The organism is Kribbella jejuensis (assembly GCF_006715085.1).
Taxonomy (GTDB): Bacteria; Actinomycetota; Actinomycetes; order Propionibacteriales; family Kribbellaceae; genus Kribbella; species Kribbella jejuensis.
The window spans coordinates 1777927-1791861 of record NZ_VFMM01000001.1 but is presented as its reverse complement, the minus strand read 5'-3'; the positions used below and the strand labels follow the sequence as shown (position 1 = coordinate 1791861).

The 13935-nt window shown below is 65.6% G+C and carries 16 protein-coding genes; 8 read left to right on the top strand and 8 right to left on the bottom strand.

Annotated elements, in window-relative coordinates; translation table 11 throughout:
- Positions 1-21 precede the first annotated feature (21 nt).
- Positions 22-3627 (top strand): methionine synthase, encoded by a 3606-nt coding sequence (metH, locus tag FB475_RS08820; protein WP_141854251.1) that lies wholly within the window; start codon positions 22-24, stop codon positions 3625-3627.
- Here metH and FB475_RS08815 read toward each other — a convergent pair.
- The gene (locus FB475_RS08815) at positions 3512-4501 is read right to left on the bottom strand and encodes a hypothetical protein (RefSeq protein ID WP_141854249.1); all 990 of its coding nucleotides are present in this window, start codon (positions 4499-4501) and stop codon (positions 3512-3514) included. The genes metH and FB475_RS08815 overlap by 116 nt on opposite strands.
- Positions 4502-4549: 48 nt before the next feature.
- On the opposite strand from FB475_RS08815, the gene FB475_RS08810 reads away from it, so the two are divergent.
- Together FB475_RS08810 and FB475_RS08805 are read left to right on the top strand one after the other, a co-directional pair.
- Complete coding sequence (locus FB475_RS08810; protein ID WP_141854246.1) at positions 4550-5020, top strand: GNAT family N-acetyltransferase; 471 nt, start codon at positions 4550-4552, stop codon at positions 5018-5020.
- A gap of 92 nt (positions 5021-5112) precedes the next feature.
- Complete coding sequence (locus FB475_RS08805; protein WP_141854244.1) at positions 5113-5964, top strand: HAD family acid phosphatase; 852 nt, start codon at positions 5113-5115, stop codon at positions 5962-5964.
- On the opposite strand, the gene FB475_RS08800 is transcribed toward FB475_RS08805, so the two are convergent.
- On the bottom strand, positions 5952-6626 hold the full coding sequence (locus tag FB475_RS08800; RefSeq protein ID WP_141854242.1) for a TetR/AcrR family transcriptional regulator: 675 nt from the start codon (positions 6624-6626) through the stop codon (positions 5952-5954). The genes FB475_RS08805 and FB475_RS08800 overlap by 13 nt on opposite strands.
- A 98-nt stretch (positions 6627-6724) precedes the next feature.
- On the opposite strand from FB475_RS08800, the gene FB475_RS08795 reads away from it, so the two are divergent.
- Entirely contained in the window at positions 6725-7651 is a 927-nt protein-coding gene (locus FB475_RS08795) for an SDR family oxidoreductase (RefSeq protein WP_141854240.1), read from the top strand.
- Positions 7648-8409, top strand: coding sequence for a class I SAM-dependent methyltransferase (locus FB475_RS08790; protein WP_141854238.1), 762 nt, complete (start codon positions 7648-7650; stop codon positions 8407-8409). The genes FB475_RS08795 and FB475_RS08790 overlap by 4 nt, the downstream gene beginning before the upstream one ends.
- On the opposite strand, the gene FB475_RS08785 is transcribed toward FB475_RS08790, so the two are convergent.
- Positions 8372-8914: a GNAT family N-acetyltransferase gene (locus FB475_RS08785; protein ID WP_141854236.1), complete on the bottom strand. Its 543-nt coding sequence runs from the start codon at positions 8912-8914 to the stop codon at positions 8372-8374. The two genes, FB475_RS08790 and FB475_RS08785, sit on opposite strands and share 38 nt — an antisense overlap.
- A 60-nt stretch (positions 8915-8974) precedes the next feature.
- On the opposite strand from FB475_RS08785, the gene FB475_RS08780 reads away from it, so the two are divergent.
- Entirely contained in the window at positions 8975-9268 is a 294-nt protein-coding gene (locus FB475_RS08780; RefSeq protein WP_141854234.1) for a YciI family protein, read from the top strand.
- A 426-nt stretch (positions 9269-9694) separates the two neighbouring features.
- Here FB475_RS08780 and FB475_RS08775 read toward each other — a convergent pair whose 3' ends face one another.
- From FB475_RS08775 to FB475_RS08755, 5 genes are all read right to left on the bottom strand, one after another.
- Positions 9695-10162 carry an Imm1 family immunity protein gene (locus tag FB475_RS08775; RefSeq protein ID WP_185759157.1) on the bottom strand — a complete coding sequence of 156 codons (468 nt, stop codon included), beginning with the start codon at positions 10160-10162 and terminating at the stop codon, positions 9695-9697.
- 8 nt (positions 10163-10170) lie between these two features.
- Positions 10171-10887, bottom strand: coding sequence for a DddA-like double-stranded DNA deaminase toxin (locus FB475_RS08770; RefSeq protein ID WP_141854229.1), 717 nt, complete (start codon positions 10885-10887; stop codon positions 10171-10173).
- Between the two features lie 11 nt (positions 10888-10898).
- Positions 10899-11159: a hypothetical protein gene (locus FB475_RS08765; protein WP_141854227.1), complete on the bottom strand. Its 261-nt coding sequence runs from the start codon at positions 11157-11159 to the stop codon at positions 10899-10901.
- A 204-nt stretch (positions 11160-11363) separates the two neighbouring features.
- A complete protein-coding gene (locus tag FB475_RS08760) occupies positions 11364-11648 on the bottom strand; it encodes a hypothetical protein (RefSeq protein ID WP_141854225.1) in 285 nt (94 codons plus the stop codon).
- A gap of 240 nt (positions 11649-11888) precedes the next feature.
- Positions 11889-12584 (bottom strand): HAD hydrolase-like protein, encoded by a 696-nt coding sequence (locus FB475_RS08755; RefSeq protein WP_141854223.1) that lies wholly within the window; start codon positions 12582-12584, stop codon positions 11889-11891.
- Positions 12585-12706: 122 nt separating this feature from the next.
- Here FB475_RS08755 and FB475_RS08750 point away from each other — a divergent pair, with 122 nt between their 5' ends.
- A complete protein-coding gene (locus tag FB475_RS08750; RefSeq protein WP_141854221.1) occupies positions 12707-13471 on the top strand; it encodes a helix-turn-helix domain-containing protein in 765 nt (254 codons plus the stop codon).
- Entirely contained in the window at positions 13468-13935 is a 468-nt protein-coding gene (locus tag FB475_RS08745; RefSeq protein WP_141854219.1) for an NUDIX domain-containing protein, read from the top strand. The genes FB475_RS08750 and FB475_RS08745 overlap by 4 nt, the downstream gene beginning before the upstream one ends.

Below are 13935 nucleotides of genomic sequence, written 5' to 3'. Positions count from 1 at the left end.
CGCTTCTGGAGGGGTTGGCAGATGAGTGAAACCGCGCTGCGGGAACTGCTGGATCAGCGGATCGCGGTCCTCGACGGTGCGTGGGGCACGATGCTGCAGGGGGCGAAGCTGCAGCCCGCCGACTACCAGGGCGACCGCTTCGGCAACCACACGCACGATGTCACCGGTGATCCGGATCTGCTGAACCTGACCCGCCCGGACGTCATCCTCGACGTCCACCGCCAGTACCTGGCCGCCGGGGCGGACATCACCACCACGAACACGTTCACCGCGACCAGCATCGGCCAGGCCGACTACGGCCTGCAGGAGTACGTGCGCGAGATGAACGTCGCCGGTGCTCGCCTCGCCCGGCAGGCCGCCGACGAGTTCGGGGACAAGTTCGTCGCCGGTTCGATCGGCCCGCTGAACGTGACCCTGTCGCTGAGCCCACGTGTCGAGGATCCGTCGTACCGTGCCGTGACCTTCGAGCAGGTGAAGGCCGCGTACGCTGAACAGATCGCCGCGCTCGCCGAGGGCGGCGTCGACCTGCTGCTGATCGAGACGATCTTCGACACTCTGAACGCGAAGGCGGCCGTCGCTGCGGCCCGTGAGGTCGCGCCGCAGTTGCCGCTGTGGATCTCGGTGACGATCGTCGACCTGAGCGGCCGAACTCTGTCCGGCCAGACCGTCGAGGCGTTCTGGAGCTCGGTCGAACACGCCGACCCGCTGGTCGTCGGCGTCAACTGCTCGCTCGGCGCCGCGCAACTGCGCCCGCACGTGGCGGACCTGGCGCGGTTCGCCGGCACGTACGTCGCCTCGCACCCGAACGCCGGTCTGCCGAACGCTTTCGGCGGGTACGACGAGACGCCCGACGAGACCTCGGCGCTCCTGCAGGAGTTCGCCGAGTCGGGTCTGGTCAACATCGTCGGCGGCTGCTGCGGTACGACGCCCGCCCACATCGCGAAGATCGCCCAAGCGGTTCAGCAGCTGCCGCCGCGGACCGTCGTACCGGCCGATCACACGACCCGGTTCTCCGGGCTGGAGCCGTTCAAGATCGGCAAGGACACCGGGTTCGTGATGATCGGTGAGCGGACCAACGTGACCGGGTCGGCGAAGTTCCGCCGGCTGATCGAGGGCGACGACCACCAGGCCGCGGTCGACGTGGCGCTGGAGCAGGTCCGCGGCGGCGCGAACCTGCTGGACGTGAACATGGACGCCGACCTGCTCGACAGCGAGCAGGCGATGACCACGTTCCTGAACCTGATCGCGACCGAGCCCGAGGTGGCCCGGATCCCGATCATGATCGACAGCTCGAAGTGGTCGGTGCTGGAGACCGGGCTGAAACACGTACAGGGCAAGGGCGTGGTGAACTCGATCAGCCTGAAGGAGGGCGAGGAGCAGTTCCTCGACCACGCCCGGCGGATCCGGGACTACGGCGCCGGCGCGGTCGTGATGGCGTTCGACGAGCAGGGCCAGGCGGACACCGTCGAGCGCAAGGTGGAGATCTGCGGCCGGGCGTACGACCTGCTCACCCAGAAGGTCGGGTTCCCGCCCGAGGACATCATCTTCGACCCGAACGTGCTCGCGGTCGCGACCGGGATGTCCGAGCACAACAACTACGCGAAGAACTTCATCGACTCGCTGCCGCTGATCAAGGCCCGGTGCCCAGGCGTGCACATCAGCGGCGGGATCTCGAACCTGTCGTTCTCGTTCCGCGGCAACGACATCGTCCGCGAGGCGATGCACTCGGCGTTCCTGTACCACGCGGGCAAGGCCGGCCTGGACATGGGCATCGTCAACGCGGGCCAGCTCGCGGTGTACGAGGACATCCCGAAGGACCTGCTCGAGCTCGTCGAGGACGTGATCTTCAACCGTCGCGACGACGCCACCGACCGGCTGGTCGCGTTCGCGGAGAACGTGAAGGGCAAGGGCAAACAGCGCGAGATCGACCTGACCTGGCGCGAGGGCTCGGTCGAGGAACGGCTGTCGCACGCGCTCGTGCACGGGATCGTCGACTACATCGAGGACGACACCGAGGAGGCGCGGCAGCAGCTGCCGCGGCCGCTCGACGTGATCGAAGGCCCGTTGATGGACGGGATGAAGGTGGTCGGCGACCTGTTCGGCGCCGGCAAGATGTTCCTCCCGCAGGTGGTGAAGAGCGCGCGGGTGATGAAGCGCTCGGTCGCCTACCTCGAGCCGTTCATGGAGGAGGAGAAGGAGCAAGCCCGGCGCGAGGGCCGTGCCGAGATGGTCCGCGGCCAGGGCAAGGTCGTGCTCGCCACCGTGAAGGGCGACGTGCACGACATCGGCAAGAACATCGTGGGTGTGGTGCTCGGCTGCAACAACTACGAGGTGATCGACCTCGGCGTGATGGTGCCGGCGGCAAAGATCCTCGACACCGCGATCGCCGAGGGTGCGGACGCGGTCGGCCTGTCCGGGCTGATCACGCCCTCGCTGGACGAGATGGTCTCGGTGGCCGAGGAGATGCAGCGGCGCGGGCTGAAGCTGCCGTTGCTGATCGGCGGTGCGACCACGTCCAAGCAGCACACCGCGGTCCGGATCGCCCCGGCGTACGAGAACACCACCGTGCACGTTCTGGACGCGTCCCGGGTGGTCGGTGTGGTGTCCGACCTGCTCGACGACGACCGCGCCGAGGAGCTTGCCAAGCGCAACAGTATCGAGCAGGAGCGGCTGCGCGAGCAGCACGCGAACAAGCAGCGCGCACCGATGCTGACGCTCGAGGCGGCCCGGGCCAACCGGGAGCCGGTGGAGTACGGCGAGTTGCCGGTGCCGGCGTTCACGGGCCTGAAGCGTGTGTCGCCAAGTATCGAGACGCTGCGCGAGATGGTCGACTGGCAGTTCCTGTTCCTGGCTTGGGAGCTGAAGGGGAAGTACCCGGCGATCCTCGAGCAGCCGGTCGCGCGGGAGCTGTTCGACGACGCGAACGCCTTGCTGGACGAGATCATCGCGAACGGATCCTTCACCGCCGAGGGCGTGTACGGGTTCTGGCCCGCGCACAGTGAGGGTGACGACATCGTTCTCGACGGGCTGGACCGGTCGTTCCCGATGCTGCGGCAGCAGACCGAGAAGCCCGCCGGACGGCACAACCGTTGCCTGGCCGACTACATCGCGCCGTCCGGAGACCACCTCGGTGGTTTCGGCGTGGCGATCCACGGAGCCGGGGCGCTGGCGAAGTCGTACGAGGAACTGGGCGACGACTACAAGGCGATCATGGTGAAGGCGCTGGCCGACCGGCTGGCGGAGGCGTTCGCGGAGTGGATCCACCTGGAGGCACGCCGCGCCTGGTTCGAACCCGACGTACAGCCGGTGCTCGAGGACCTGCACGCGGAACGCTTCCGCGGCATCCGGCCGGCGCTCGGCTACCCGGCGAGCCCGGACCACACCGAGAAGAAGGACCTGTTCGAACTGCTCGAAGCGGAGCAGATCGGCCTCGGCCTGACCGAGTCGTACGCGATGACCCCGGCCGCGGCCGTCAGCGGTCTGATCTTCGCGCACCCGGCGTCGCGCTACTTCAGTGTCGGCCGCCTGAACCGCGACCAGATCGAAGACTACGCAGTACGCCGAGGACTCCCGACCTCGGAGGTCGAACGCTGGCTCCGTCCGAACCTGGCGTACGACCCGGAGTGAGCGCGACGTCGTTCGCGAGCGCGGCGAGCCGCCCGTCGACGGATCGTGCGTCGGGGGCGGTGGTTCGCCCGTCCGTCGCCGTGCGGACGGCGGCCGCCACCGTGCGGACCATCGCGCTCATCCGGGAGTCCGGCGTACCGCTTGCCGGATCCTCGGCGGCGAGGGCGGCCCTGAAGTTCGCGCGGAAGCCATAGGCGAGGTCCCGGCGTTCCTCGTTCGACAGTTTGTCCGCGGCGGGCATCCGGTCGATCAACGCCTGCCAGCGTTGATGATCCGGCGGTACGACGATCAGCTGCTCGCAGGCGGTCACGAAGTCGCGGGACGACGGATCCTGCCCATGCTGACGAACGAGCTCCGCGATCACATCACGCGTCGCCGCGGCCGCTGGACCACGACCGGCGTACGTGAAGTGCGGAGCCGGGACCTCGTCGGGAGACATCAGGCCGGCGGAGTCGCTCTGCTTCCACACCTGCGGCAGCCGCTCCTGCGTCCACACGTCGGCGAGGCCCGCGTTGAGATCGGCCTCCACCTGCCCGACCGGGTGCATGTCGGCCAACGGACTCAGCAGTCCGGTCGACTGCGCCGCCACATACCCGGTCGCCTCGACCAGCGTGTCCCAACGCCGCTGCTTGCCCTCCACGGTCTCGGGCAGCTCGGTCTGCTGCACCGCGTCGACATGTCGCTGCAGCATGAACAGGTAGTACTGCTGACCGTTCAGCCCCGACTCGGACGCGGTGACGCTCGGCGTGTCATCCGTGCCGCGGACCATCACTTCGCCGTCCCAGCGGGTCTGGGCTCGGCTCGGCCCCGCGACTACCGCGACGGACTCGGCCCATGCGCCCGCCGGCGCGGCGTAGGGGAGTAGTTCGGCCATGGGCGAAGCGTAGAAGTCCAAGAGGGCCATCCGATTACGCTGACGTGCATGACAGTCAGACCTGCGGTTCCTGCTGATGCAGAGGCGATTGCCGAGATCTGGTACGCCGGTTGGCAGGACGGGCATCTCGGGCATGTGCCGGACGCGTTGGTCGCCGTACGGACCGAGGAATCGTTCGGCACCCGTGCGGCAGAACGGATCGCCGACACCACGGTTGCCGTTGTGGGGGACGCGGTCGCCGGATTCGTGATGGTGGTGGGGGACGAGGTCGAGCAGGTGTACGTCGGCAGCGCCTACCGCGGATCGGGGGTTGCCGCGGAGCTGCTCGCGGAGGCGGAGCGGCAGGTGAAAGCGGACGGGTACGGCGAAGCCTGGTTGGCGGTTGCGACCGGTAACGCGCGCGCTCGGCGGTTCTACGAGCGGAACGGCTGGACCGACGGCGGGGCGTTCGACTATCCGGCGTCGGTCGGCGACGGTACGTTGCCGGTGCCGTGCCATCGCTACCTCAAGCAGGTGTGAACATCCGCAGGATTCCCCTTGACGTCCAGCCGAACGGCCGGTGACGGGGTTAGCGTGCCCTGGCAAGCATTCCTGTTCCGAAAGGGTCACCCATGGCATTCCGTTCCTGGCGCCGGCCGTCCCGCCGGATGGTCCTGACCAGCGTCGCCGCGGTCGCGATGACATCGGTTGTCGGCGGGGTCGCGTACTCGGCCGGTGCCGCCACCCAGCAGCCCGCGATCCAGACGTCCACGCCGCACCGCGCGGACGACGTCACGAACATCGACGTACTGCGCCAGCAGCTGCGCAACTACTACGGCGACCCGCTCGGCACCGGTAACTTCGCTGCCGACAGCAACTACGCGAAGGAAGCGCAGAAGGTCGCCGCGGCCGGTACCCGCTGGATCTCGGTCCCGCACCGCACCAGCAAGAAGAAGGCGATCCTGCTGGACGTCGACGACACCACGCTGGCCACCTGGAACTACGAGATCGCCAGCAACTGGGCGTTCAACCCGACCAGCAACGCGGACTTCGTGCTGAACCAGAAGTTCCCGGCCGTGCCCGGCATGGTCGACCTGGTCAAGACCGCCGCGCGGGACGGCTACGCGATCTTCTACCTGACCGGCCGCGGTGCCGCGCAGGAGCAGGCGACGCTCGGCAACCTGACCTCGGACGGGATCGGGGTCGACGCGGGCTACCCGGCGCCGACCACGCTGACCAACGGCGAGGACGGCCTGTTCACGAAGCCGGCCGTTGCCGACTACCCGGACTACCTGAAGCAGGCCTGCGCCGACGACAAGAACGGCTCGTGTACGACGATCCACTACAAGTCGGCGACCCGCGCCCACATCGAATCCCTCGGCTACGAGATCGTCGCGAACTTCGGCGACCAGTTCTCCGACCTCAAGGGCGGCTTCGCCGACCGCACCTTCAAGCTCCCGAACCCGAACTACTACCTCCCCTGATCCCTCGGCATTGCGCCGTACAGCAAGGTTCTGAGGCCGTCGGTCAGTGACGGCTCGAAGTTCATCCTGATCGCCTCGAGTGCCGGGTCGGCCTCGTAGGCGGCCAGGATCGCCGGTACCGGATGGGAGTGGGTCCAGACCGCGCCCGCGAGGAGGGTCGCGGTGGCGATGAAACGGCCCGCTCCCTCCCGGCCGAGCTCCGGCAGGACGCCGGCCACCACCGCGATCATCTCCTGGTACGCGACCGCGGCCGAGCGCTTGAACGCCAGCGCGGTCTCCGTCGTGATGTTCCGCTCCAGCACCGCCGCCTGCGCACTGATCAGGTCGCAGAGCACCGGCCGCTTGCCCAGCGTGCCGACGACAGCGGTGATCAGCAGTTCGCCGCGCTCCGCGCTCGGCAACTGCGGTGAGACCTCGGACAGGGCTGCGGACAGGTCCTGCACCCAGGCCGTCAGCTCGCTGCCGGACAGTTCGAGCAGCACGGCCTCGCGGGAGTCGAAGTAGTTCAGCACGTTCGACTTCGCCAGGCCGACCCGACGGCTCAGCTCGTTCAGGCTGACGTCGGCGACCGGCATCTCGGTCAGCATCGCGGCCGCGGTCCGCAGGATCGCCCGCCGCCGCTCGGCCCGCTGCTCCGGATTGCGGGCGCGCTTGAAGTTCATGTCACAGATTCTACAGACCGACGGTCTGTTGTTATCGGACCGCTGGTCTGATAACGTCTCGACATAACAGACCACCAGTCTTTTATGGAGAGTGCAATATGTACGACGTCCCCGACCAGACCGGCAAGCTCGTCGTCGTCACCGGCGCGAACAGCGGTACCGGCAAAGAGGCCACCAAGCGCCTCGCCGCCGCCGGTGCTCGCGTGGTGATGGCGGTCCGCACCCCGTCCAAGGGCGAGGCCGCCCGCGCCGAGATCCTCGCGGAGCACCCCGACGCTCAGCTCGAGGTACGGCGGATCGATCTCGCCGACCTGGCGTCGGTGCAGGAGTTCGCCGAACAACTGTCCGCCGACGAGTCGCACCTGGACCTGCTGGTGAACAACGCCGGCGTGATGACGCCGCCGACCCGGCTGACCACCAAGGACGGGTTCGAGCTGCAGTTCGGGTCGAACTACCTCGGCCCGTTCGCGCTCACGGTCCGGCTGCTGCCGCTCATCCTGGCCGCCCCGGCCCCGCGGATCGCGACAATGTCGAGCGGAGCGGCGTACCTGGGCAAGATCGGCTTCGACAACCTGCAGTGGGAGCGGGGCTACCGGCCGACGTCGGCGTACGCGCAGTCCAAGCTGGCCGACCTGATGCTCAGCAACCACCTCGCCAAGCTGTCGGCCGACCGCGACTGGGGCCTGGTCAGCGTGGCCGCGCACCCGGGCTACACGCGGACCAACCTGCAGACGGCCGGTGCCTCGCTGGGCCGCCAGTCGGCGCTCAACAAGTTCTTCATGCGGCACAACCCGCTGCCCAAGCAGGACGTCGAGACCGGCACGGAGCCGCTGCTGTTCGCGGCCGCCGACCCGGCCGCCAAGTCCGGTGCGTACTACGGACCGAACGGAATCTTCGGCCTGGTCGGCAAGACCACGCAGGTCCGCAACCCGAAGACCGCCACCGATCCGGCCACCAACGCCCGGCTGTGGCAGGTGTCCGAGACGTTGACCGGAGTCGCGCTGCCCTCGATCCTGCAAAGGTGAGTGAGTGGTCGAGCGGGGGAATCTACGAGTCGTACGTCGGCCGCTGGAGCCGGCTGGTGGCGGCCGAGTTCGTCGACTGGCTGGACCAGCCGCCGGGGCTGCGGTGGCTCGACGTCGGCTGCGGTACGGGTGCGCTGACCAGCACGATCCTGCGGACGGCCGCGCCGGCGTCGGTGCTCGGCATCGACCCGTCGGAGGGGTTCGTCGGGTACGCGAAGCAGACCGTCGACGATCCGCGGGCGGCGTTCGAGGTGCGGTCCGCGGCCGAGCTGCCGGACGGGCCGTACGACGCTGTCGTTGCCGGGCTGGTGCTGAACTTCATCCCGGAACGGGTCCACGCGCTGCGCCGGATGCGGGAGATCGGCAGCACGGTCGCCGTCTACGTGTGGGACTACGCAGGCGGGATGCAGCTGATGCGGTACTTCTTCGACGCGATGCTCGCCGTACGGCCGCAGGATCATGAGGCCGACGAGGGCCGGCGGTTCGCATTTTGTACAGCCGAGGGCCTGAAACGGATATACCGCGCGGCCGGGTTCCTGGACGTGCGGACGCGGGAGATCGTCGTACCGACCGTCTTCGCGTCGTTCGACGACTACTGGCAGCCGTTCCTCGGCGGGCAGGGCGTGGCGCCGGCGTACCTGCGGAGTCTGGACCCGGCGGACCAGGACGCGATCCGGGACGCCGTACGGGAGCGGTTGCCGATCGAAGCGGACGGGTCGATCAGGCTGACGGCACGGGCGTGGGCTGCTTCGGGTTGAGATATCCGTACAGCAGGTCGTCGGTCCACTCGCCCTTGAACCAGGTGTGGGACAGGCGCAGCCCCTCGCGCGTGAAACCCACCCGTTCCAGTAGGCGGGCCGACGCGGTGTTGCGGGCGTCGCACTCGGCGGACACCTTGTGCAGTTGACGATCCACGAACAGGTGCTGCAGCAGACCGCGGACCGCCTCGGACGCATACCCGTGGCCCTGGTACTCGGTCGCGAGCGTGAACCCGAGCTCGGCCTGCATCCGGTTCTCGTGCAGCTTCAGCCCGAGATCCCCGATCAGTACGTCGTCCAGCGCGACGGCGTACTGGAACCAGCCGGGTGCCTCCGGATCACCCGCCGCGAACCGCTCGACCGTCTCCCGCGCGTCGGCGAGTGCAACCGGCGCCTCCCACCCCTGGAAGCGGGCAACGACCGGATCCGAGCGGTACGCCGCGAACCGCTCGGCGTCCCCGGCCGTGAAGCGGCGCACACTCAGCCGCTCGGTACGCACGAACATCGGCCCATCATGTCAAAACCCGGCGCTCAGCTCCGTCCTTTCGATGAGAGGAGAGCGCCGATGAAATTCCTACTGATCCTGCAAGGTGCCGGTGACCCACGCCTACCCCGCGACGAGTTCGAACGGGCTGCCTACGACGCCGGCGAACTCGTCAGCGGCGAACTGCTCGCCGACCCCCAACTGTCCGTCCAACTCCCGGCAAGCGAGCCGACCCGCATCGACGGCTACTACGTCATCGACGTAGAAAACCGAGCCCGCGCCATCGAACTGGCCCACCTCCTCCCCGACACCCAAACCCCCGACCGCAGCGTCGAAATCCGAGCCCTCATGCACCCAACCGGCACCGACTTCTGAACGGGGACTGTGGCGAGCCCACGCGGCCCTGTCTATGGCTCGGACGTCGCGGTGCTGCACCCCGCTCCCACCCACCCGACTGTTTTTCTGCGCTGGGACGGCCTGCCGACGCCTGGGCTGACTGTGTTTGTCGGGCCGGGGTTGAAAGGCGACTGTGCCGAGCCCACGCGGTCCTGTCCGTGGCTTGGAGGCGGCTGTGCCACACCCCGCTCCCACCCACCCAACCGTCTCCTGCGCGAGACGGACTGCCCACACCCGAGCCGACCCAGCCGGTGGTGCGTGGTTGCAAGGTGACGCATCGAATTCAGGCCGAAAACATCGAATCCGATCAACGGTCGGACCGTCTCCACTCAACGGAGGATGGGTGCACGGGTGGCCAGGAATTCGGTCGCGGCGTGGTCCAGAGGAGAGTCAGTCGCGATGCGGCTAGCGAGTGGGGGACCATGCCACGTTGGTGGGGCGTTCTCCCGTCCTCAGCGCGTCGAGGATGGCGTTCTTGACGACGTCGCCGTCAATGAGGGAGTCACCAGGAAAGCTCTCGTCGTGTCCCTGGGTGAAGAGCGGAACCTCCTCCAGGCCGCTGTCTCGACCCTTGACGTACATGCTCCCGCGAACGTCGGTGAACCCGAGAGTCCAGGCCGACGACCTGACGGTGTGCTTGTTGTCGGGGTCCGACTCAGGGAAGTTGGGAATTACTCCCACGCGCATTTCATGGTCCGCGATGCCGTCCTCGTCGACCGGCCGCCCGTCGATGTAGAGCCAAGCGCAGGTGTTGTCATGGTCGATCACCGCTTCCTTCAACATGCGTGCAAGGAACCGTGATACGTCGCTTTCGGTCGCGAGTTTCATGGTTCCGTCTTTGCTCCGGTAGGAGGCCGTGATGGTAGAACTCATCTCCGGTGTCATCCTTCGCTCTTGCCTTTGAAAGTCTCGCGGTAGCCGTTCGGGCCATATACTACAAGTTCTGCTCCAGGCGGCAGGAATCGCGGCAGCAGAATCCGGCAGTTGGCCCCTGGGATATCGCATGGTTCGTTGTTGAGGTATAGGGTCGCTCGCTCGACCCCGGTCAGGCGCATGTGCACCGCGACCTTGATCTCTGTGTGTCGGGTCCGGTCGAATGGCTGCCAGCCTTTCTCTTTGCAGAGGTCGAGCGCCTTCTCTTCCAGGTAATCTCCGCGGCCGCTGACAAAGCTTTGCCGTTTGCCGGTCTCGTCAACGAGAATCCCCGTGGTTGGGTCGTTATTGTCAGGATTCCGCTTGGGGAGCCTGCGCATAATCGAGTCAGGATCGCTGTCGGCTGGGTTAGATTGAGGACGCGGAACAGATCCTCCGTTCGAGCGGGGCACGGTGCGTCCGCCGCTGACCATTTGATCAACCCAACTACGTGCACGTAGTGGAACCCGACCGGCGTACTCAGCCGCCTCGTCACATGCCCGGGCAGCGGTGTCGAGCTGCAGGGCCGCCGTATGCGCGGCTGGATTGCTCGACCCGAACTGCGCGAGATACGCCGCTTGCTCCCGGCAACGTGTGGCCGTGCGTGAGAGGTACGCGACCATGTCGGGGATGCGGTCAATGCACGCCAGCAGTTCGGATGCGACCCGTTGCAGCTCCGACGGCATAAGCGTCGCCGCTAGATCTGGTCGGCGTAATTCTTGCAGCCGTGCGCGGCAATCTGCAGCGCTTCCGACGCCTGCTCAACAGCTCTCCCGGCTGCGTCGAGCAGCTGACTGATATCGGCGTCAGCATTCGTCGCCGATCCTTGAATCAACGCCAGCACCTGCACCGCACTCTGACCGAAACGCATTTTGAAACCACCGAGGCTCGCCGCACCCTGCGTCGCCTCAGTGGCGACCTGATAGAGCTGCCCCTTCAGTTGTTGCACTTGCGACATCTACGTTCACCTTCCTGGCATGGGCGGAGGGACATCGGTGCTGCCTCAATGACAGTCGCCGGGTCCACGGGAAAGGTCGCGGCCGCATGGAATGTGACACCGACTGGAATGACGGAACGGGCGCGGAGTTCGAAGGACAGTCGAGGAGAACAACTCCATACTCGGCACGCCCGCTCCGCCGGCTTTGCAGATCTGGACCCTGTCCTATTGATGAATTGGCGGTCGATTCCGGGCGACCAGGATCTTGACTCCCTCCCGCTCGAAGTCTCTTCTGGCCTCGAGCGGATTCCCGTTGCCCGCAAAATGTGAGAGGTCCGGAACGATCATGACCGGCTCATCTGCGCCGAGGAGAGCAAAGAGGCACTCAGCGAGCTGATCGGTGGCCATGTCGAGTTCGTCCTCGAAGATCATGTCCACTACCACGCCATTTTCAGTCGCGCAGTCCAGGATTAGCTGACGCAAGGCGGCAACCTCGACGCTGGGCATCATGAATTGCTTCCTGAGATACCCGCACACTGTCCGCGTACCCACTGTGTTTCCCCGTTCGGCAATAACTCTCATGACTCCGGCCTTTGCGAGAGGCTTCATGTGCCGATGAAGTTACGGGGCGCCACAGGACGTGGGTACCGCCCTGAGGGACGCTTAAGGGACGTCCTGAGATGCGTGAATGTCCTGTGCGTCCTTGCTCCGTAGAGGAGAACTTGAACGGGCAGCGACTGTCAACAGCAGTTAGAGGTGACCGGGTCCGATCAACAGGTCGAGAACTCTGCTCGTGTCGGACAGATCTGGCAGCACCGCGTCCGCGCCTGCGGAGTTCAGTCGGCTCTCGGAGTCGGGCCCTGTAGCAACGGCAACGACCCTCGCACCGGCTCGGTGCCCGGCTTCGACATCGCGTGGGGTGTCGCCGATGACGGTTGTGTTCTCGGAGTCAAATACCGTGCCAGAAATGGCAGAACAACGGGCTTTTGCCAGGCGGACGAGCTCGGCGCGATCCTCGCTGTCCGAGCCGTATCCGCCGGCTTCGAGTACTAGAAAGTCCTGGAGGGCGAAAGCGGCAAGCTTGACCCGTGCATTTTCGGCGATGTTGCCGGTCACTACGGTCTGAATTATGCCCGGGCGACAGGTGATTGTCTCCAACAGCTTTCGGACACCGGGGAGCGTATGACCTATCTTCTTCAGCTGGCTTTCATGCATCTTGCCCGCGGATCGGAGAGCGGAGTGAATCCTCGGCCATTCTGGCACTTCGATGCCATTCGAAGTAAACAGCTCGCTCATTATCAGGCGATCTGTCTTGCCTTCCGTGACCGGCGGTACTGCAGATGCAATGGAGGTCACAAGCTCGAATGCCGTCGAGTATATGGCCTTGCTCACACCAGAATTCTCGATGAGTGTGTGGTCGATATCCCAGAGGAGAAGGTGTGGCATAGGTTCGACCTTACGTCGCAGTAGGCCCACCGTGCACCCCTGCCGGTCTGACAGGCCGAGATGTTCCCGAGACGTCTCAGGCTGTCTTGAAAAGTCCGTAGCTGTCCTGAATGATGCATAGAATGAACGAACGCCTACGGTCGGTGATGCTTCAGCGTGGCGTGACCGTCGATGCCCTTGCTCAGGTGTGCTCGGTTGACCCGAAGACTGTGGAGCGCTGGCTGTCGAAGAACCGGATGCCTCACCGCAGGTACCGATGGGCGGCCGCCGAGTTCCTTGAGGCGGATGAGGTGTATCTCTGGCCGGCGGTTGCACAACAGAAATTGCATCGGCGCAAGTCGGAGTCCAGTTCGGAGCTTGTTCGCCTCTACCCCAATCGGTCCTCAGTGTCTCGGGAAACGTGGCAACAGTTGATCGATGAGTCCGAGCAAGCAATTGATGTCCTGATCTACTCGGGAACGTTCTTGTCGCAAATTCCGAGCATCAGCAGAACGCTCGCGGCGCGCGCGAGTGCGGGCGTGGAGGTCAGAATTTGTTTTGGTGATCCCGACTGTGACGCAGTTGCGCTCCGAGATCGGGAAGAGGGTTTAGAAGGTACCCTGTCTGCGAAGATCCGTGCCGCACGTACGTACTTCAAACCGCTGCTCGCCGAAGACAACTGCGAGATACGGCTCCATGCGACCACGCTGTACAACTCTATCTTCAGATTTGATGACAACCTGCTGGCAAACCCGCATGCGTGGGGCCAACCCGCCAGCGCGAATCCGCTGCTACATTTTCGCCGTATCGATATTGTTACTGGATTCTTTGATCACTACCGTGAAAGCTTCGAAGCCGTTTGGAAGTCAGCCACAGCTTGGCAGGACTCCGCTGGAGGCAATGAATGAGTCGCACCGAATACTATGGTGACCCGGACGCGCCTGCGCCGAACTCACTCGTTCCGGCGTGCAACATGCTGGTGGTGAATGATGCAGGACAGCTGTTGCTTCAAAGGCGGCGCGATACCGGTCAGTGGGCGCTCCCAGGTGGTGCACAGGATTTCGGTGAGACGCCGAGCGAATGTGCAGTGCGCGAGTGCAAGGAGGAGACCGGGATTACGGCGGAGATCACCGAGCTGCTGGGAATCTACTCTGACCCCGCTCACATCGTGCAGTACTCGGACGGCGAAACCCGGCAAGAGTTCGAGATCACGCTCATCGGACGGCCTGTGAGCGGTGAGCCGACAATCAATGATGAGGCAAGTGAAGTTGCTTGGTTCGACTTCAGTGAGCTGGGCACGCTCGACATACATCCCTCGATGACCCGTCAGATCGATGCGTATCTTTCTGGAGTTAGATCCCACGTCGATTGA